Consider the following 18936-nt stretch of genomic DNA (forward strand, 5'->3'; position numbering starts at 1 on the left):
TTGGCAAAGGGATCCGACCCCACAGCGACCCCGACCGCATCAGGCAACGATCAGCGTCACGTCGATGTTGCCGCGGGTGGCGTTGGAGTACGGGCAGACGATGTGCGCCTTCTGCACCAGCTCTTCCAGCTGTTCGCGCGGCACGCCCGGGGCGTTGATGGTCAGCTCGGCTTCGATGCCGAAACCGGTCGGGATCTGGCCGATGCCGACCTTGCCGGTGACGGTGGTCTCGGCCGGCAGGGCGACCTTGGCCTGGCCGGCCACGAACTTCAGCGCGCCCAGGAAGCAGGCCGAGTAGCCCGCCGCGAACAGCTGTTCCGGGTTGGTGCCCGGGCCGCCGGCGCCGCCCAGCTCGCGCGGGGTCGACAGCTGGATGTCCAGCACGTTGTCGGAGGAGACCGAACGGCCTTCACGGCCGCCGGTGGAGGTGGCCTGGGCGGTGTACAGAACCTTTTCGATGGACATGGGATGCTCCTGGTCAGTGGGTGGGTGTTTCGATGGGTCTACTTTGCCCGGTCCTGCAGGACGATGGGTGATAGTTCGTCCTGAATATTTGACACATCGTCCTGTCGACCTAGATCGTCCACTCGCGGTCGGTGGTGAACATGATGGTCAGCCAGCGGTCCGGGGACGCTTCGCCCAGTGCATCGCCGATCTCATCGCGCAGCTGGTCCCACTCCACCAGTGGCCGCGGCGGGTCGTCCTCGCGCACCACGAAGAACAGCTCGATCTGCTCGCCACGGCCGACCTGGGCCACGTAGCTGCGGTGTTCGACGAAGCCATGGCGGGCCACGATGTCGCGCGCCACGGCGTCCACGTGCGCCTGCAGGTCCGGCGGGGTCACCAGCAGGATGCCGGCCAGCGCCCGCCGCACCGTGCCCAGCGGCGCCACCATCACGAACAGGCAGACCACCGCCAGGATGGCCGGATCGATATAAGGCCCGACCCAGGCCAGCGATGTGCCCTGCACCAGCACCCCGCCCACGAACGCGGCCACGTAGCAGGCCGACATGCTGGCGGCGATCACCCAGTTCTTTGCATCCAGCGCGATGAAGTCCGAGCCGATGCGACGGTTGGCGCGCCACACGAAGGCGCCGAACGCGCTTTCCGCCAGCAGTGACACCACGCCGAACACAATCGCCGGCCCCAGCGCGATATGGCGACCGCCGGACATCAGCGCATCCACCGCGTTGACCAGCGCGTACAGCGCCGCGCCGATCATCAGCAGGCCGCTTACCCCCAGCACGATCGGCTCCAGGTGCCAGAAGCCCATGGTGAAACGCTGGTTGAGCCGCGACTGCAGCGCATCGGTCTGCGTGGACAGCGCGATCAGGCGCGCCACCAGCAGCGACAGCCAGGTCATCACCACGTCGATCAGGCCGTAGATGCCGTCGAAGATGATCAGCGAGGAATTGGCCAGCAGGCCGAACACCACCCCGGCCAGCGCGACCGCCAGCGAGAAGGCAATGGACAGGCGCAGCACGCCCTGTTCGGTGGCGGGGTCGAAGAAACGGGGAGAGGGCAGGGCCATGGCCCGATTGTAGGGCGCTGCCATGTCACGCTGCGTTCAATGCCTGCCCGCGCTACCGCCGCCGGGCGGCTTCCCGTAGACTGCGCGCCTCCCACGTACCGACACCCGCCTGCAGTGATCACGCCACCCTGACCCTTGCCGCACCTCGGCAGCCGGCCCGCCCGGCTCAGGAACCCGTGTCTTTCCACTGCAGCGCCACGTGGCCCTTTGCCCGTGCGCGCGGAGTTTTCCCATGCAAACGTCCTACCCCCTGCGCCAGCAATGGCTCGGCAACATCCGTGGTGATCTGCTGTCCGGCATGGTCGTCGCCCTGGCCCTGATTCCCGAGGCCATCGCCTTCTCGCTCATCGCTGGCGTCGATCCCAAGGTCGGCCTGTATGCCGCGTTCTCGATCGCGGTGGTCACCGCCATCGCCGGCGGCCGCCCGGGCATGATTTCCGCCGCCACCGGCGCCATGGCGCTGGTGATGGTCGATCTGGTCAAGGACCACGGCCTGCAGTATCTGTTTGCCGCCAGCATCCTTGCCGGCCTGCTGCAGGTGCTGGCTGGCGTGTTCAAGCTCGGCTCGCTGATGCGCTTCGTCTCGCGCTCGGTCATCACCGGTTTCGTCAACGCGCTGGCCATCCTCATCTTCCTGGCGCAGATGCCCGAGCTGATCGGCCGCGGCCCCACTGTCTATGTGCTGTGCGCCGCCGCGCTGGCCATCATCTACCTGCTGCCGCGCATCACCCGCGCAGTGCCGTCGCCGCTGGTCGCCATCGTCGTGCTCACCGCCGTGGTCATCGGCTTCGGCGTGGACGTGCGCAGCGTGGGTGACATGGGCCAGCTGCCCGACAGCCTGCCGCACTTCCTCATTCCCGATGTGCCCCTCACCTGGGAAACCCTGCGCATCCTGCTGCCGGTGTCGGCCACGCTGGCCGTGGTCGGCCTGCTCGAATCGATGATGACCCTGCAGATCGTCGAGGACATCACCGAGACGCCCAGCGAGCGCAACCGCGAATGCGTCGGCCAGGGCGTGGCCAACACGGTCACCGGCTTCCTCGGCGGCATGGCCGGCTGCGCGATGATCGGCCAGTCGGTCATCAACGTGACCTCCGGTGGCCGCGGCCGCCTGTCCTGCCTGGTGGCCGGCGCGCTGCTGCTGGTGCTGGTGGTGTACGGCAGCGACCTGGTGCGGCAGATCCCGATGGCCGCGCTGGTGGCGGTGATGATCATGGTCAGCATCGGCACCTTCAGCTGGCGCTCGCTGCGCGACCTGCGCACGCATCCGCGCAGCTCGTCTGCGGTGATGCTGCTGACCGTGGTGGTCACCGTGGCCACCCACGACCTGGCCAAGGGCGTGCTCAGCGGCGTGCTGCTGTCGGCGCTGTTCTTCGCCCGCAAGGTGGGCCGCATGCTGGACGTGCAGCGTGAGGACACCGCTGATACCCAGGTCTACCGCGTGCGCGGGCAGGTGTTCTTTGCCTCGGCTGGCCAGCTCGGGGCGGCCTTCGACTACCAGCACGTCGCGCCGAAGGTGCAGATCGACCTGTGCGACGCCCATCTGTGGGACCTCACCGCCGTGGCCGCGCTGGAGCGCGCACAGGAAAAGCTGGCCGCGCATGGTGCGCAGGTGACGGTGGTGGGCCTCAATGCCGCCAGCCAGACCCTCATCGAACAGGTGGGCGGCGCGCGCGGCGGGCACTGAGCCGTCGCGCGTACAACTGCAATTTTCCTGATGGATTGATGTCCCTGGGCAACCCATGCTGGTAGCGTGCAATCGCGCACACCTCATGGAATGAACAATGGCAGGACGCAGGAACATGTCGCTTCTTCTCGCACCGCTGCTGGCCCTTGGCCTGGCCCCGGTACCGGCCGTCGCGGGCGCCGGGACGCCGACGGCGTTCGTCGAGCACGTGTCACATCATCGGGCCGGTACCCGCCAAGCAACGGCGATCATGGGTTGGCTGGACGGTCTTCCAGATGCGGACCGCCGGGTGATGGAGCCGGGAAGGCTGACCGTGCGCCAACGCCGGGTCGGGTACGACGCCCTGGCTCGCGCGGGCGCGACGACGCCCGTTCCGCTGCCAGGGTCCGGTGCGCCTGGTGAGCGGATCACCATCACCAACGAATTGCCTGGCGGCTTCATCGAGACCTGGACGTTCCAATGGGTGTCGGGGGACGGCGGCGGTGGCTGGAAGCAGACAGACTACGAGATGCACGCGCCGGTGATCGAGCCGGAGCGCCCGCAGGAACTCTGACGGGATGCCAGCGCGGGCAGATTCAGCCACGCGGTGTAAACTATTGATCTCACTGGCAATGCCAGTCTCCACGATCAACACCCCGATGACGTCCGCCACCGCCCGTTACGCCGATTCCCTGCGCCTGTCCGTTGCCCCCATGATGGATTGGACCGACCGCCACTGCCGCGTGTTCCACCGCGTGCTGGCGCCGGGTGCGCGGCTCTACACCGAGATGGTGCACGCCAACGCGGTCATCCACGGCGATCGCGAGCGCCTGCTCGGCTTCGACGCCAGCGAACAGCCGCTGGCCCTGCAGCTGGGCGGCAGCGATCCGGCCCTGCTGGCGCAGGCCGTGCGCATCGCCGCCGACTGGGGCTACGACGAGGTCAACCTCAACTGTGGCTGCCCGTCCGACCGCGTGCAGGCCGGGCGCTTCGGTGCCTGCCTGATGCGCGAACCGGCGCTGGTGGCCGAGTGCGTGGCCGCGATGGTTGCGGCGGTGGACATCCCGGTGACGGTGAAGTGCCGCCTGGGCGTGGACGAGGACAACGATTACGAGGTGTTCGCCGGCTTCGTCGACCGCCAGGTCGCCGCCGGTGCCGCCATGGTCGTGGTCCACGCGCGCAACGCCTGGCTGAAGGGCCTGTCGCCGAAGGAGAACCGCGAGGTTCCGCCGCTGAAGTACGACTGGGCCTACCGCCTCAAGCAGGCGCGCCCGGCGCTGCCGGTGGTCATCAACGGCGGCCTGGCCACCGTGGAGGCGGTGCAGGCCCAGGCCGCGCACGTGGACGGCGTGATGCTGGGCCGCGCGGCCTACCACGACCCCTACCTGCTGCATCAGCTGGAAGCGCTGCAGACCGGCGCCGCGCTGCGCCCGCGTGGCGAACTGCTGCGCGCGCTGCGCCCCTACATCGAGGCCCGCCTGGGCGAGGGCCTGGCCCTGAAGCACATCACCCGCCACCTGCTGGGCCTGTTCCATGGCCAGCCGGGCGGCCGCGCCTTCCGCCAGGTGCTGAGCGAGGGCGCACACCGCCCCGGCGCCGACTGGGCGCTGATCGAGCAGGCGCTGGCGGTCACCGAGCGCGCATCGGACCGTGCTGCAGCGTGACCGCAGTCACGTTCCTGACTTGACAAGGCCCGTAGATTCGTCCCGAATGTTCACTTAGATGAACGACGCCGGAGAGCACCCGGAAAAGTTCAGATCGGATTCACCGCGCCAAACCAATCATTTGCAAAGGAAATGTAAAGGCCGGGTTCCGTATCCGGCGCTCCGGATTTACGACTTTTGAACGAATCGCCGTGCTCGGCTAGGATCGCATCGATGTCTTCCGCTCCCTTCCACCGCCGCATTGCTCTGGCCACCTGCGTGGTCCTGGCGGCTGCCCCCCTTTCTGCAGCGATGGCCCAGCAGCCACCGCGCGGTGGTGGTGGTGGCGGTGAGCCGCGTGCAGCCATGCGCGCGGACATGCGTACGGACATGATGGATCGTGGTGGCCGTGGCGATGATCGTTCGTTGTCCGATGCCGTGCGCCGGGTGCAACGCTCCACCGGTGGCCACATCCTCGGCGCCGAGCGCGTGCCGTTCGATGGCCGGGACATCAACCGGGTCAAATACATGGATGACCGGGGCCGCGTCCGCTACATGGACGATCCCGCCCCGGCACGTTCACAGCCGCGCACGCCGCGGTCGGATATGTCATCACTACGCGGCGATAACCCCTGAACAGGGATAGTTGCCGTAATACACCGTACCCACAGGCCTCCGGGCCACACCCAGGACACTAGGGAGAGTTCATGCGTATCCTTCTGGTCGAAGACGAAGCCCCGCTGCGTGAGACCCTGGCAGCCCGGCTCAAGCGCGAAGGTTTTGCCGTCGATGCTGCACAGGACGGCGAGGAAGGCCTTTATATGGGCCGCGAAGTGCCGTTCGACGTCGGCATCATCGACCTGGGCCTGCCCAAGATGTCGGGCATGGAGCTGATCAAGGCCCTGCGCGATGAGGGCAAGAAATTCCCGGTGCTGATCCTGACCGCGCGTTCGAGCTGGCAGGACAAGGTCGAAGGCCTCAAGCAGGGCGCCGACGATTACCTGGTCAAGCCGTTCCATGTGGAAGAACTGCTGGCCCGCGTCAACGCGCTGCTGCGCCGCGCCGCTGGCTGGAGCAAGCCGACCCTGGAATGCGGTCCGGTTGCCCTGGATCTGGCAGCACAGACGGTCAGCGTCACCGGCAGCAATGTCGACCTGACCAGCTACGAGTACAAGGTGCTGGAATACCTGATGATGCATGCCGGTGAACTGGTCTCCAAGGCCGACCTCACCGAGCACATCTACCAGCAGGATTTCGACCGCGACTCGAACGTGCTGGAAGTGTTCATCGGCCGCCTGCGCAAGAAACTGGACCCGGACGGCGAACTGAAGCCGATCGAGACCGTGCGTGGCCGCGGCTACCGTTTCGCGATCCCGCGCAACGAGGGCTGAGCCTTTCACAAGGCGATAAATGATGTCCGGCCGTCTGTGGTTCTTCCGACGCTGGCGGCCGCGCTCACTGCAGGCGCGCCAGCTGTTCGCCGCGTCCGTGGGCCTGGTCGCGTTCCTGGCCCTGGCCGGTTACGCGCTGGATGCCGCCTTCGCCGATACGGCGAAGGCGAACCTGCGTGAGCGTCTGAAGAACTACGCCACGGCCTACGCGGCCGGCATCGATTTCACCCGCGACCGCTCGCTGTACATCCGCGAGCAGCCACCGGATCCGCGCTTCGACGTGCCCGGCAGTGGCCTGTACCTGCAGGTGGTGATGCCGGACGGCAAGGGCAATTCGATGTCCGCCGAAGGCCCGATGCTGCCCACCGTGGGCGGCGGCCTGCTGGCCCCGCGCCAGGAAGTGTTCGAAGGCCCGCTGCCGATGATCCAGATCGACGGCAGCCAGGGCTCGGTGTACCGCTACGGCCTGGGCCTGGTGTGGGATGCCGACGCCGACCCCGCCACCGAATTCCCGTACACCATCTACGTGATGGAAGACTCGCGCGCGCTGGGCGCGCAGCTGCGCGTGTTCCGCAGCCGGGTCTGGTTCTACCTGGGCGGCATCGGCCTGATCCTGCTGCTGCTGCAGACCGTCATCCTGCAGTGGAGCCTGCGTCCGTTGCGCCGGGTCATCACCGAGCTGACCAAGGTGCAGCGCGGCGAGACCGAGCGCATGAGCGAGCGCCACCCGCGCGAGCTGGAACCGCTGACCGACAGCATCAATGCCTTCATCGAGAGCGAGCGCGAGAACCTCGAGCGCCAGCGCAACACCTTGGCCGACCTGGCGCACAGCCTGAAGACGCCCATCGCCGTGCTGCGCACGCAGATGGACAGCGGTGCCGGCGATGGCGCCCTGCGCGAGGAACTGGACGTGCAGCTGCAGCGCATGAACAACCTGGTGTCCTACCAGCTGGCGCGTGCTGCCTCGTCGGGCCACAAGCTGTTCTCCGCGCCGCTGCCGGTGGAATCCAACGCCGAGGAAATCGTGCGTGGCCTGGAAAAGGTCTACGCGTCGAAGGGCGTGCTGTGCGAATTCGACATCGACCCGGCCGCGCGTTTCCACGGCGAACCGGGCGACCTGCAGGAACTGCTGGGCAACCTGCTGGAAAACGCCTTCAAGTGGGCCAAGCGCCGCGTGCTGCTGACCGCACAGCCGCTGCCGGCACCCAACGCGCGCCGCGCCGGCCTGCTGCTGGCGGTGGACGACGATGGCCCGGGCATCGCCCCGGAAGACATCGGCAAGGTGCTGCAGCGTGGCGTGCGCGGCGATGAGCGCGTGCAGGGCCACGGCATCGGCCTGTCGATCGTGCAGGACCTGATCAAGGATTACCGCGGCGAGCTGCTGGTGGCCCGTTCCAGCGAACTGGGCGGCGCCCGCTTCGAAGTGCGCCTGCCGCCAGGACCGTAAACCCCGGCACTTCGATCCGCCGGGCATGGCCCGGCGCTACCGGTCGACGTGCACTTCGATCCGCCGGGCCATGCCCGGCGAACGGATGAATCAATCGGCCATTGCCGGCGGCTCGCCATAGAACCGCCGCAGGTGCGCGGCTACCTCCGGCAGCGCCTGCGCCAGCAGATCCGGCGCGGAGAAGTGGTACTCGCTGGCCACCGCGAAGAACTCCTCCGGCGCCTCGGCCGCATACGGGTCGATCAGCGTCTCAACGCCAGCATCCACCTGCGCGCAGAACGCGTCGTAGGACTGCTGGAACGCCGCCGCCCACTCGCGCTGCCACGCACGCGGCAACGGCGGGGTGCCATCCATCGCGCCATCCAGCGCGTCCAGCTTGTGCACCATTTCATGCACCGCCACGCAGTAGCCCTCGTGCGGCGCGGCCAAGTCGGCCTGCACGTCGGCCCACGACAGGATCAACGGCCCGCTGTCCCACGATTCGCCAATCAGCTCGTCATCCCATTCGTGCAGCACGCCGGCCGCATCCATGTGGCTGCGGTGCACGCGGAAGGCGTCGGGATAGACGATCAGCTGCGACCAGCCCTCCAGACCGACCTCGCCGAATTCCAGCAGCGGCAGGCAGCACAGCGCGGCCAGCAGCACGCCATCGGCCACCTGCAGCTGCAGCTCGCCAATCGGGGTGATGGTCTTCTCATGCAGGAAGCGGGTGGCCAGCACGCGCAGGCGCGCGCGGCGCGCATCGCCCAGGCCCCGCAGCCAGGCGGCGCGGCCGCAGGCTTCATTCCACACCGCATCTTCAATCGGCCGCGGCGCAGGCCGCAGCCACCGCAGCAACGACTTGATCAGCGGAACATGCCCGGCAGGTAGCTGTGCCACTTCGGCGCGCGGATGCGCTGCAGCACATCGTCATCGCTGCCACCGCCGCCACTGCTGGTGGCGCTGCTGGCCGCCGGCCGTACCGGCGCCGGCTTGGCCGCCGTGGCCGAAGCGGTGGACGTGGCGGCACGCTGCGAAGCCGCGTCCGGGGTGGAGTACACGCAGCCCCCGCGGCTGTCGTCCAGCGATGCCGTCGCCGACGCCGCAAAGGGCATCGTCAGCAGGATCAGGCAATGGGCATAACGGCGCATTGACGACATCCACGTTAAGGGAGGGTGAGTTCCCGATTCTAGCCCGAACCCGGCCCCGGATTGGAAGCCCCGCCCCTGGCACCCCGCGGGCGTCGCTGGCGGCTTTCCCGCATAATTCCGTTCTGACCTTGTGGAAGCTGCCGTGGACGATCGCCAATTGCTGGCCAAACTCGCTGCCGGTCGCCTGTCCGGCGACGCCCTGGCCCGTGAGCTGGGCCAGACCCGGGCGGCTATTTGGAAGCGCATTCAAGGACTTAGGGCTGCCGGTGTGGGCATCGAAGGCCGCGCAGGCGAGGGCTACGGCCTGAGCCAGCCGCTGGAGCTGCTAGACCCGGCGGCCATCCGCGCGCACCTGCCCGACGACGCCGTGGCCCTGTTGCATGAGCTGCAGGTGGCCTGGACGGTGGATTCCACCAATGCCGAATTGCTGCGTTGCAGCGCGCCACAGCGCGGCGTTTGCGTCCTGCTGGCCGAGCGCCAGACCGGCGGCCGTGGCCGTCGCGGCCGCAGCTGGGCCTCGCCGCTGGCTGCCCACGTCTATCTCTCGGTGCTGCGGCTGTTCTCCGGCGGCCTGGGCCGCCTGGCTGGGCTCAGCCTGGTGGCCGGCATCGCCGTGGCCGAGGCCCTGCACGACCTGGGCTACACCCAGGCGCAGCTGAAGTGGCCCAACGACGTGCTGGTGGACGGCCGCAAGCTGGTCGGCCTGCTGGCCGAGGGTGGCGGCGAGTACGCCGGCCCGGCGCGTGCCGTCATCGGTATCGGCATCAACGTGCACATGCCGCCGGCCTTCGCCGAACAGATCACCCAGCCGTGGGTGGACCTGGACGCCCTGGCCGGTACCCACGTGGACCGCAACGTGGTGGTGGCCGCCGTGCTGGCGCGCCTGCTGCCGGCGCTGGACGTCTTCGACCGCGAGGGCCTGGCCCCGTTCCTGCCGCGCTATGCCGCCTTCGACATGCTGGCCGGCCGCGAGGTGCGCGTGGAACTGGAAGGCCAATGGCAGCACGGCACCGCCCTGGGCCTGGCCGATGACGGCGCCCTGCGCGTGCGCATCGATGGCCACGAGCGCCTGCTGCACGCCGGCGAAGTGAGCGTGAGGAAGGCATGAGCGATTGGTTGTTCGACCTTGGCAATTCGCGCTTCAAGTTTGCGCCATTGCAGGGTGACCGTGCCGGCGATGTGCAGGCCTGGGCGCATGGCGCCGAAGGCATGGCCGCACAGCCGCCGCACAGCCTGCCCACGGGCGGCATCGCCTTTGTTGCCAGCGTGGCCGCACCGTCGCTGACCACCGCCATGCTGCAGCAGCTGCAGGCCCGCTTCGGCGATGTGCGCGTGGTGCGCACCAGTGCCGAATGCGCGGGCGTGCGCATTGCCTACGCCAAGCCGGAAAAATTCGGCGTTGATCGTTTCCTGGCCCTGCTGGCCGCCGCGACCGCGCGCCGCCCGGTGCTGGTGGTGGGCGTGGGCACCGCGCTGACCATCGATCTGCTGGACGCCGAGGGCCAGCACCATGGCGGCCGCATTTCCGCTTCGCCCACCACCATGCGCGAAGCGCTGCACGCGCGTGCGGTGCAGCTGCCGGCCAGTGGGGGCGACTACAGCGAATTTGCCAACGACACCGCCGATGCGCTGGCCTCCGGCTGCGACGGTGCTGCCGTGGCGCTGGTGGAACGCAGTGCCCGCCACGCGCAGGCGCTGCTGGGCGTGGCCCCCGCGCTGCTGGTGCATGGCGGCGGCGCACCCGCGCTGATGCCGCTGCTGGACGGCGCCGACTACCACCCGTCGCTGGTGCTGGACGGCCTCGCCCGCTGGGCGGTGCACCAGCCCGCAGGCTAGTATCGGCAGCATGCTGACCCGTGCCCTGATCGTCGTGCTGGCCATCCTCAACGTAGGCGTCGCCAGCTGGTGGCTGCTGCGCAGTGAACCCGCGCCGGCCACGCCGCCCCAGCCCGCCACCGGCGTGGCCGAGCTGCGCTGGCTGCCGGGCGGCACCGATGCCGCTGCCGTGGCCCAGACCAGCGCCGCCACGCCCACCGAGGCCCTGCAGGAGCGCGAAGCCGCGCCCAGCGCCGCCGTGGCGGCCACCGAGGCACCGGCACCGGCGACACCGCCGCCCGCCGAAGCCGCCCCCACTGCCAACGCAGTGCCCGCCGTGGCTGCCGCCGCCAAGCCCGCCGAGCTGGTGGCCGAAGCGCCAGCCGTAGCGAAGCCCGCTGCCGAGAAGCCCGCCGCACCGCCGCGCTGCGTCGCCCTGGGCCCGTTTGCCGACCGTGCCGCCGCCGTGGCCGCACAAGGCCGCGCCGGCAGCCTGCTGGCCCCGGCGCGCCTGCGCGAACAGCCCGCCGCCAGCGGCAGCACCCGCTACCGCGTGCTGCTGCCAGCCGCCGCCAGCCGCGAAGAGGCGCAGGCCACGGTCAAGCGCATCGTCGCCGCCGGTCTCAGCGATTACTACATCATCAGCCAGGGCGAAGAGAGCAACGCCATCGCCCTGGGCCAGTACCGCAACCGCGAGGGCGCCGAGCGCCGCATTGCCGCCGTGAAGGCCGCCGGCTTCCAGCCGCGCCTGGTTGCCAGTGGCGACGCCGGGCAATGGTGGCTGGAAGGGCAGTTGGCTGCCGGCAGCGAACCGAAGCAGGTGCAGCAGCGCAGCGGTGCTACGCAGCAGCGGTCGCTGGAATGCACGCGACTGCGCTAGCGGGCCTGGCGGTCCTGTGCGTAGCGGTAGGAGAGCAGTGACTTCACCAGGAAGGTCACCTGGGTGGTCGAGCGCGCATCCACGCGAAGCACCGGCAGGTGCATGCCTGCAGCGAACAGGGCATCGCGGAATTCCGGCAGAAGGAAGCCGGGGTGCTCATCGGTGCGGGTGATGCCCACGGCGAGGCTGGCCTGCGGTGCAATGCGCGCGAAATCCTGCAGCAGTTCCAGCGTGGTCGGCACCGGGTCCGGTGTGCCGGCACTGACCAGCACCACCACCCCCAGCGCACCGTCCGCCACCAGCGGCCACATGAAATCCAGGTAGCGCTGCCCGGGTACGCCGTAGACGTGAAGCAGCTCTCCATCGTCCAGCGCGATGGAGCTGTAGTCCATGGCAACGGTGGTTTCGGTCTTGTCGGCGGTGGCGTGCTCGCTCAGCGGCATTTCCGTACTGACCGGCTCCACATCGGAAATCGCGCGCACGGCGGTGGTCTTGCCCGCGCCCATCACGCCCACGAACACCAGCTTGTTGGCAGGCAGGTTCATGCGGCATGTCCCCGCGGCAGACCCAGCCCGAAACGACGCGCCAGGCGCAGCAGGAAGGGGGTATCGCCAGGTGCGGCGCGGCCTGCGCCCAAGGCGCTCTGGCTGACAGACGGCAAGACGGACTCCGGGGACAACGCCAACCCGCAGGCGGACGCGGCCGAAAAAAGGGATGCCATGGTGGCACGGGGAAGATGGCAATGCTGTGCCAGCGTGTCCAGGCTGCACGGACCCGCGTGCAGACGGGCAATGGCCGGCAGCCAGGCGCTGGGCACTTCGGCGGCGGCCAGATCAGGCCAGTGGCGCAGCTGCAGCGACGCCGGCGCGGCCGGCAGCAGTTCGGGCCGGTATTGGGCCATCGCAAAATACAGTGCTTCCAGCGATTGCCGCTGGGGCAGCCGATAGGCGTACTGGTGCTGGAAATCGGCGGGGTCCACCCTCTGCGCCGACCACGAGGTCGTATCCAGTTGCGCACAGACATCGGCAAGGCTGATCTGCATCGGCAGTGCGATGCTGCGCGTGTGCTGGTCCAGCAGCAGCCACATGGCGCCACGCTGCAGCAGGTGCAGCTGCGGTTCGCCTGCAGTGTTGGCCAGCTGCAGCAGCAGTGGCGCAGCTGCACCGCTGCTGGCCGGGGCATCGTGCGTGGGCGTGGCGGGCGTCGTGCCGAGCAGCTGGCGCACCTGCTGGTTGAAATCGCGCACGGTGGCACCGTGCGGCAACAGGCCATCCAGTGCCTGGGTCGCACGCCGCGACACGCGAAGCGCGGCGATGCTGGCCTCGTTCGCATCGGCCAGCACGCCACGGCTGTCGGGATGGTCCACATGCACGACCACCAGATCGGCCGGGGTACCGTCCCAGGGCCGTACGGCCACGTCCATGCGCTCGGAAAGCAGCAGCGAACAGGCCAGTTTCAAGCGGGTGTGGTGCAGCAGGTCCAGGCCGGCAGCAGCCACCTGGAACGAGCGTATCGGAGTGTTCATGGGGAAGGGGCGCAGGGTGGGGCACTGCCGCGCAGCGCCCCACTGGGACAGCAATCAGCTGAAATCGAGGGTCTTTTCGACGGACTTCAGTTCATGGCGGGCCATGGCCAGGTTGGACTTGCTACGGTCCAGCACCACGTACAGGAACAGCAGCGGGTTGCTTTCCAGTGGGCGGATCAGGTGGTACTGGCTGGACAGGGTGATCAGCACGTCTTCAATGCTGTCCGACAGGCCCAGCGATTCGGCCACGCGACGCTTGGCGCGCACCACTTCGGTGTTGCCGGCTGCGGCCAGTTCAAGGTTGATGTTGCCGCCGCCGAGCATGGCCAGCGCCATGCCGCTATCGCTGTCGACCAGTGCAGCGCCGACGAAACCGGCGATGCCATTGAGTTTTTCCAGGGTGAGATCGGGCACGAAAAATCCTTTTGAGTTCCAGGGAGAGCACACGGAAACAGCACAGGCTGGGCCTGCGCAGACGAGGTCGAACAGGGGCAATCAGGGCGTGCGGGCGTCCAGCAGCGGCAACAGCCGCTGCGCGCATTCGCGTGCGTGGAACAGCAGCACGGCCAGGTTCAATTCGGAGCGGCCGACGGCGGTCAGCGTCATCGGGCGGGCGGCGGCGATGCGGATCAGCACCACGTTGCCCATGCGCGTGCAGATGGTGGCGTAGTCGGCTTCGCTGAGCTTGAGCTCGCGCGAGACGGTCTCGCCCAGTGTCAGGAACGAATTGGCCATGGCCGCAATGCGGCGGCCGTCGGCATCCAGGCTGGACGCTTCGGCAATGGAGCGACCATCGGCGGTGGACAGCATCAACAGGCTCAGGCTGCTTTGCCGCTGGCGCGCCTGCGCGAACACCGCCTCGATGGCGGCAACGTCGTACATCGAACTTGCAGCCGGAGTTTCGCCCTGCGGGCGAACCAGCTGATGGATCGTACTGCGCTGCACGGCCATCTCCCCTGTGGACCGTCTGCGCGATCCGTGCGAAACAACAAAGTCAAGCAATCTACCGCTGAACTGTGAAATCTAGCACGCATTTGTCTTCATTCGCCCAAACGCTTGCTAAATGGTTTCGTCTGTTACCGATGTCAAGTCTTTGACGGGGCTGAGATTTCGGCACGCCGTGCGCCGCTGTCGCATCTGGATTCGCAGGCCAGGGCGCGACTACGCTAGAATCCACCGCGCCCCGCTGCATGCGGGCGCCATGCCGCTTTAGCTCAGTTGGTAGAGCAACTGTCTTGTAAACAGTAGGTCATCCGTTCGATTCGGATAAGCGGCACCAGATCATGCCCGACCATGGCGCAATGCGCGGCTCTTGGCCTCTGTGAGCATGCCGTGCGCGCTCGTATGGCTACCAGTGTTCAGGCTTTCGGATGGGCTTCCTTCCCGTTTGTACGCGCAGTGGCAGCAGGGCGCGTTTCAGTTCGTCGTCCAAGAGGTGTGTTCTTGTCCAGTCCGCCCTCCCATCGAGAGACGAACTCACTGACCTTCCCGCGGGGCCACCGCCATCCGGAGGGTGTCTTGGCGTCACTACGCCCAGTCGTATGTGAGGAAAGTCCTCTCGAATCGCCCTGAGCACCGGCTCAACGTCGCTGTCATTTGAACAAATAACCATCTGCGCATATCTCCCGGATGCTGCATCCCGATACATCGCCAAGGCGATGTTCACATCCGTCTGCTTCTCCTCAATTTTCCACACCCGTATGCGTTGCTTGCGGTCATAAGGGCCGTCTGGGTTGAAGACTGGAAGCAGTGTTCCCTTCCTCTCCATGCTGTGCCTGCCCAATGTCTTGAGGAATCGATCAGGGTGGAGATGTTCATGCGCGCGCAGGTAGCACGCTTGTGCTGCAACTGAAGCGCCGCCATGAGTAGCAAAGCGCCCCAATGCCATGGCTGTGAAATAGTGCACGTGCGCTAGTTCATTCGTCGGGTTCTGATCGTGGAGCAGGATCTCGAATAGCCTCACGACATCAATCCATTTAAAGCACGTGTTTCTGATGCGGCCGTAGTAGAGGTTGTAGCCGTCCACGTAGACCGCTGTCGTGATCGCCATATTTGCTTCCTGCAAATGTGAAAAAACCGCCTTTCGGCGGTTTTTTCGTCCTGAGCCGTTGAGTCAACCGAATGACGCGGCAAAGGAGGAGTGGTGCGGCCATTTTATATCGGTGCGCGCGTGCCAGTGCAAGGCAGATGCCGACATTCAAAACCCCGCCCACGGCAGCCCAGCCCCTCGCCACCCCCAGCCGCCTATTCAGTTGAGCCCGCCAGATTCGTCGCATCATGGGCCACGGTCTGCAACGGATGACGGACATGGCACGGAACTGGATTGTGATGGGGGACGTTACCTCCAGCGGCGGTCGGGTGATCACCGCCTCGGGTGACACCGATGTTGCCGGCAAGGGCGTCGCACGTATCGGGGACAAGGCAACCTGCCCAAGTCTGCATAAAGGCGTCTTCGCGATTGTCGAAGGCGATGCCACGCTGATGGTCGATGGCCAGCCGGTTGCCTTGCATGGCAGTGCGCTTGCCTGCGGCTGCCGGGTGCTGTCCAGCCAGCAGTCAGTGGTGCATGTCACCGGCGGTGGCGGTGGCGGCGCGGCCGCGGCCGCGGGCGGTGCAGGCGCAAGCTCAGGTGCCGCCGGCAAGGTCGCCGCCATCGTGGGCGCCGTGGCGCCGCTCGCCAGCAAGATGCTGCCTGCGTACGACCAGGCGGTCCGGTTCGTCGGCTCGCAAGGGACACCGTTGGCCAATGTGCCGTACACGCTGCATCTGGCCGATGGCCAGTCCATCAACGGCACCACCAATGAACAGGGCGAAACGGCGCGCGTGTCATCCGGCCAGAGCCAGCCCATCGCGCGTGCCGAGCTGCATCCACCCGAGCAGCCGACCGGCTGCTGCGCACGCACGTCGCCGGCCAGCGCCGACGCCAAGGAGGTCTTCGAGCTTGATGGGGTGATGACCACCTCCGATGAAATGGGCACCTCGGTCGTGCCGGTGAGTGCGCCGGGCCATGAGCGCAGCCTGACCCCGGGCGAGATCGAGATGGCACGGCTGGTGTTCGGCGATGCAGTCGACTACAGCAGCGTGAAGGTCCACAACCACGGGTATTGGCTGTTCTTCGGCTTCCAGGACAAGAACACCGCTGTTACCCCGAACGGCGAAATGTACTTCCCCAAGGGCATCTACCTCGATGACTTCTCCGCCGACAGCATCGGTAACCAGCAGTTCTTCATCCACGAGATGACGCATGTCTGGCAGTACCAGCTCGGCTACAACGTCAAGCTCGTGCGCGGGCCGAGGCCGGGCATGAGCTATGACTACGTACTGGATGAAACGCGCCTGTTCCACGACTACAACATGGAGGCGCAGGGTGACATGCTGGCCGACTACTTCCTCGTCACCTTCCGTGGCTCACAGTCGCGCATGAACAACACCCGATACCGCGCGGTGGCCGGCATCGGCGCACAGCTGGAACGCACGCTTTCCCCGTTCCTTGCCGACCGCAGCAGCAAGGACAACCTGCCGAGGACAACCCGATGATGCAACTGCGAGTGCCGGTCGCGCTGCTGGGCCTGCTGCTGCCGATGATGGCCAGCTGTTCGTCGCCCGCCGGGCGCTACCAGCAGGCGACCATCCAGGATCGTGGCGGCGTGCCGTGCTTCGGCGTGCCCGATACCCGCGAAACGCGCGCCAACGCGCCGCTCATCACCGGTGTTTCGGTGATGGAAGTCGGCACGGGCGGCGCGCCGATCTGGGAACGCGACTTCCTGCAGTCTGGATCTGCCGAACCGCCGCTGCCGCCGGGGCAGTGCCTGCCCTACGGCGAAGGCGGGCCGCCCGCGCCCGCGCTGCAGAGCGGCAAGCGCTACCAGGTGGAACTCTGGGGGCGCACACCGGGCACGCCGGGCAACAAGGACGAGGCGCAATCCCGCTGGTTCAACGGCCGCTTCTGCATGGTGGACGTGGCCGGAAAGGTGGTGACCAAGGCCGGCGAATCGGAGTGCGCTGCCTCACCCCGGCCGTGACTGCAGCGCCACATACTCGGCCAGCCCCCGGCAGGCCAGCATGAGCCCTTCGCGCGCACCGTCGCCGATATCGTCCTTTTCCTCGCCATCCACGCGCACCCGTTCGTTGGCGTGATACAGCTCCAGCAGTGCGACCAGCCCGGCGGCGCTGCGGTCCCGGCGCGCATTGTCGACGGCCTGGCCGGGCGTGCGGGTTGGCAACGGCCAGGGCTGTCCATCCGCGGCATCGCCGGCGGCAATGTTCAGCAGGCAGCTGCGCAGGGTGATGGTGCAGGGCACTTCATTTGCGGCAGCGAAGGCGTCCTCCAGTGGCTGGGCCAGATCGGGCGGCAGCTGCGTGGCGGCGTCGCCCAGGGTGGCGGCCAGGTACGGGTGGCGGGATTTGGACATGCGGGCATCCTCGGCAGTAACGGAGATGCCACCGACTGAGGGTGGCGGACGATGCGTGGCTTCCAAAACCGGGAATGATGAGCCGGCGGGCACAAGGCCCCCACGCACCGCCCGCCATACAGCCGCAGACGGATTGCCAGCCGACGCCGCCACATACAGGCGACGTCGGCTGACAAGCGCAAACTTGCTTCATCAAAACACGGGTTTGGAAGTCCCGGCCACCAGGTGCGGGTGGCAATTCATCTTGGGCACGCAAAGTCGTGACGCGCCAATCAATTGTTCGGATGAATCCGCTGTTTCCGAAAGGAAAAATGAATTATCGGGATTGGCCTGTTTTTCAGGCTCCGATGGCAAAAGCGACAACGTGCGCGAGCGTGTTCGAGGTGTGCTGACGCAATCAACTACATCGCAGCGCTTGAAGCCACGCCCCACATGCATTGCAAAGCTGGCTTAACAGCCGCGCCAAGCTATGCACACCCTCAGTGCGGTGCCAAGCAGAGCGTTACCGCTGCCCGGTATCGCCCGGCACCAGATGCGCCCACGGGAACACGTTCTTTTCGAAATGGCTGACGTAACCGCCCATGCCCGCCTGGATGACCATGAACTGCAACCCCGGCCGCAGGGCCTGAAGCGTCTGCAACTGCACGGCGCTGAGCGCGCTGTTGCGCAGGCGGAAGGTATGCACCGCTGCAAACGCGTCACTGGCGAACAGCCGTTCGTAGGCCGCAAACGGTGTCACCGCATCGGCCTGCCGTGCATCGGCCCAGGTGAACTGCAGTTCGGTGGATTCGCTGAAATCCAGCAGGCCCAGTACCGGCAGGTTGCGCGATGCGGCCAGGTGCTCGATGAAGTGCTGGGTGCCGTAGCCGCCGCCAATCTGCTGCACGTTCAGGTGGGGCAGTGGCACGTCGAAGAAGCGGGCATCCGGCGCGTTGGGCACCACCAGTTCGGTCAGGTGCGGGGCACGGCTGGCGAAGCGGGCGATCTCGCCCGCCTCTTCCATGATCGAGCCCGCGCGCTGGATCAGTGAGGTGTTGTGGTGCTCCGGCGCGGTGGGGCTGATCACCAGCGAACGCAGGCGCGGGAACTGCACGCTGCTGTCCAGCAGGGCAGTGAACTCCCATTCGCGGCTGCCGTTGGCACCTTCATCCCCGCCGGTGAAGCGCAGCGACATGACCGCAGCGGCCACGCCCGGATCAGACAGGCAGGCCAGCGTCCATTCGAACGGTTCGTCCCACGGGTTGCCGAAAAACTCCACATGCAGGCCGCCGCACAGCGGTGCCACGGTCAGCCGTGTCTGCAGCGCCAGCCACAACGGCCCGGCCGGATCGTCGATGTCCAGGTCGTACTCGCTGGCGGTGTCCAGGCTGAAGGCATGGATGCGCTGCTGCAGCGCCAGCAGCGATTGTTGGGCAAGCGCGAATAATGGACTGGCCATGGTCCGGGGCCTCTGTAAGGTGCCCGGATGATAGCCGTCCCGACATGGCCGGGGCGGC

Annotated in this window: 22 protein-coding genes and 1 tRNA gene; 12 read left to right on the forward strand and 11 right to left on the reverse strand. The window is 67.2% G+C overall.

The features are described from left to right. Positions 1–39 precede the first annotated feature (39 nt). Complete coding sequence (locus C1926_RS04560; RefSeq protein WP_108758371.1) at positions 40–465, reverse strand: organic hydroperoxide resistance protein; 426 nt, start codon at positions 463–465, stop codon at positions 40–42. Positions 466–574: 109 nt separating this feature from the next. Continuing rightward, entirely contained in the window at positions 575–1531 is a 957-nt protein-coding gene (locus C1926_RS04565; RefSeq protein ID WP_237771993.1) for a cation transporter, read from the reverse strand. Positions 1532–1763: 232 nt separating this feature from the next. Between C1926_RS04565 and C1926_RS04570 the strand changes: the two genes are divergently transcribed. The 6 genes from C1926_RS04570 to C1926_RS04595 all read left to right on the forward strand — a co-directional run bounded on the left by C1926_RS04570 (position 1764) and on the right by C1926_RS04595 (position 7678). After that, the gene (locus C1926_RS04570) at positions 1764–3218 is read left to right on the forward strand and encodes a SulP family inorganic anion transporter (RefSeq protein WP_108758372.1); all 1455 of its coding nucleotides are present in this window, start codon (positions 1764–1766) and stop codon (positions 3216–3218) included. 115 nt (positions 3219–3333) lie between these two features. Further along, positions 3334–3771 (forward strand): hypothetical protein, encoded by a 438-nt coding sequence (locus C1926_RS04575; RefSeq protein ID WP_108758373.1) that lies wholly within the window; start codon positions 3334–3336, stop codon positions 3769–3771. 58 nt (positions 3772–3829) lie between these two features. After that, on the forward strand, positions 3830–4861 hold the full coding sequence (gene dusA / locus C1926_RS04580; protein ID WP_108758374.1) for a tRNA dihydrouridine(20/20a) synthase DusA: 1032 nt from the start codon (positions 3830–3832) through the stop codon (positions 4859–4861). 213 nt (positions 4862–5074) lie between these two features. Continuing rightward, the gene (locus C1926_RS04585) at positions 5075–5476 is read left to right on the forward strand and encodes a hypothetical protein (RefSeq protein ID WP_079224890.1); all 402 of its coding nucleotides are present in this window, start codon (positions 5075–5077) and stop codon (positions 5474–5476) included. Between the two features lie 71 nt (positions 5477–5547). Continuing rightward, positions 5548–6231, forward strand: a complete 684-nt coding sequence (locus C1926_RS04590) for a response regulator transcription factor (RefSeq protein ID WP_079224892.1) — start codon at positions 5548–5550, stop codon at positions 6229–6231. 22 nt (positions 6232–6253) lie between these two features. Beyond that, complete coding sequence (locus tag C1926_RS04595; RefSeq protein ID WP_079224893.1) at positions 6254–7678, forward strand: sensor histidine kinase; 1425 nt, start codon at positions 6254–6256, stop codon at positions 7676–7678. A gap of 90 nt (positions 7679–7768) precedes the next feature. On the opposite strand, the gene C1926_RS04600 is transcribed toward C1926_RS04595, so the two are convergent. Beyond that, positions 7769–8515, reverse strand: coding sequence for a M90 family metallopeptidase (locus C1926_RS04600; RefSeq protein ID WP_108758375.1), 747 nt, complete (start codon positions 8513–8515; stop codon positions 7769–7771). Between the two features lie 8 nt (positions 8516–8523). Next, entirely contained in the window at positions 8524–8808 is a 285-nt protein-coding gene (locus C1926_RS04605; RefSeq protein WP_079224897.1) for a hypothetical protein, read from the reverse strand. A gap of 142 nt (positions 8809–8950) precedes the next feature. On the opposite strand from C1926_RS04605, the gene birA reads away from it, so the two are divergent. Genes birA through C1926_RS04620 form a run of 3 tightly spaced genes read left to right on the forward strand, consistent with a single transcriptional unit; the run spans position 8951 to position 11503 of the window. Next, positions 8951–9916: a bifunctional biotin--[acetyl-CoA-carboxylase] ligase/biotin operon repressor BirA gene (gene birA, locus C1926_RS04610; protein ID WP_108760623.1), complete on the forward strand. Its 966-nt coding sequence runs from the start codon at positions 8951–8953 to the stop codon at positions 9914–9916. Next, positions 9913–10644: a type III pantothenate kinase gene (locus tag C1926_RS04615; RefSeq protein WP_108758376.1), complete on the forward strand. Its 732-nt coding sequence runs from the start codon at positions 9913–9915 to the stop codon at positions 10642–10644. Before birA ends, C1926_RS04615 begins: the two co-directional genes overlap by 4 nt. Positions 10645–10654: 10 nt before the next feature. Then, entirely contained in the window at positions 10655–11503 is an 849-nt protein-coding gene (locus C1926_RS04620; RefSeq protein WP_108758377.1) for an SPOR domain-containing protein, read from the forward strand. Here the strand turns inward: C1926_RS04620 and C1926_RS04625 are convergent. The 4 genes from C1926_RS04625 to C1926_RS04640 form a co-directional block, all read right to left on the reverse strand. Beyond that, on the reverse strand, positions 11500–12048 hold the full coding sequence (locus tag C1926_RS04625) for a GTPase (RefSeq protein ID WP_108758378.1): 549 nt from the start codon (positions 12046–12048) through the stop codon (positions 11500–11502). The genes C1926_RS04620 and C1926_RS04625 overlap by 4 nt on opposite strands. Then, a complete protein-coding gene (locus tag C1926_RS04630; RefSeq protein ID WP_159095033.1) occupies positions 12045–13028 on the reverse strand; it encodes a hypothetical protein in 984 nt (327 codons plus the stop codon). The genes C1926_RS04625 and C1926_RS04630 overlap by 4 nt, the downstream gene beginning before the upstream one ends. A 54-nt stretch (positions 13029–13082) precedes the next feature. Further along, positions 13083–13442, reverse strand: coding sequence for a hypothetical protein (locus C1926_RS04635; protein ID WP_108758380.1), 360 nt, complete (start codon positions 13440–13442; stop codon positions 13083–13085). 81 nt (positions 13443–13523) lie between these two features. Then, positions 13524–13973, reverse strand: coding sequence for a hypothetical protein (locus C1926_RS04640; RefSeq protein WP_108760624.1), 450 nt, complete (start codon positions 13971–13973; stop codon positions 13524–13526). Positions 13974–14231: 258 nt separating this feature from the next. On the opposite strand from C1926_RS04640, the gene C1926_RS04645 reads away from it, so the two are divergent. Next, a tRNA-Thr gene (locus tag C1926_RS04645) sits at positions 14232–14307 on the forward strand. 69 nt (positions 14308–14376) lie between these two features. On the opposite strand, the gene C1926_RS04650 is transcribed toward C1926_RS04645, so the two are convergent. Then, positions 14377–15078 (reverse strand): NYN domain-containing protein, encoded by a 702-nt coding sequence (locus C1926_RS04650; protein ID WP_108758381.1) that lies wholly within the window; start codon positions 15076–15078, stop codon positions 14377–14379. Between the two features lie 227 nt (positions 15079–15305). Here C1926_RS04650 and C1926_RS21695 point away from each other — a divergent pair, with 227 nt between their 5' ends. Further along, positions 15306–16565: a PAAR domain-containing protein gene (locus tag C1926_RS21695; protein ID WP_254057365.1), complete on the forward strand. Its 1260-nt coding sequence runs from the start codon at positions 15306–15308 to the stop codon at positions 16563–16565. After that, a complete protein-coding gene (locus tag C1926_RS04660) occupies positions 16562–17050 on the forward strand; it encodes a hypothetical protein (protein WP_108745743.1) in 489 nt (162 codons plus the stop codon). The genes C1926_RS21695 and C1926_RS04660 overlap by 4 nt, the downstream gene beginning before the upstream one ends. Here C1926_RS04660 and C1926_RS04665 read toward each other — a convergent pair. Both C1926_RS04665 and C1926_RS04670 read right to left on the reverse strand, forming a co-directional pair. Next, positions 17036–17440 (reverse strand): hypothetical protein, encoded by a 405-nt coding sequence (locus C1926_RS04665; RefSeq protein WP_108758382.1) that lies wholly within the window; start codon positions 17438–17440, stop codon positions 17036–17038. The two genes, C1926_RS04660 and C1926_RS04665, sit on opposite strands and share 15 nt — an antisense overlap. Before the next feature lie 502 nt (positions 17441–17942). Beyond that, positions 17943–18878, reverse strand: coding sequence for a hypothetical protein (locus C1926_RS04670; RefSeq protein ID WP_108758383.1), 936 nt, complete (start codon positions 18876–18878; stop codon positions 17943–17945). Positions 18879–18936 lie beyond the last annotated feature (58 nt).

It is taken from the genome of Stenotrophomonas sp. ZAC14A_NAIMI4_1 (genome assembly GCF_003086915.1).
In the GTDB taxonomy this organism is placed as follows: domain Bacteria; phylum Pseudomonadota; class Gammaproteobacteria; order Xanthomonadales; family Xanthomonadaceae; genus Stenotrophomonas.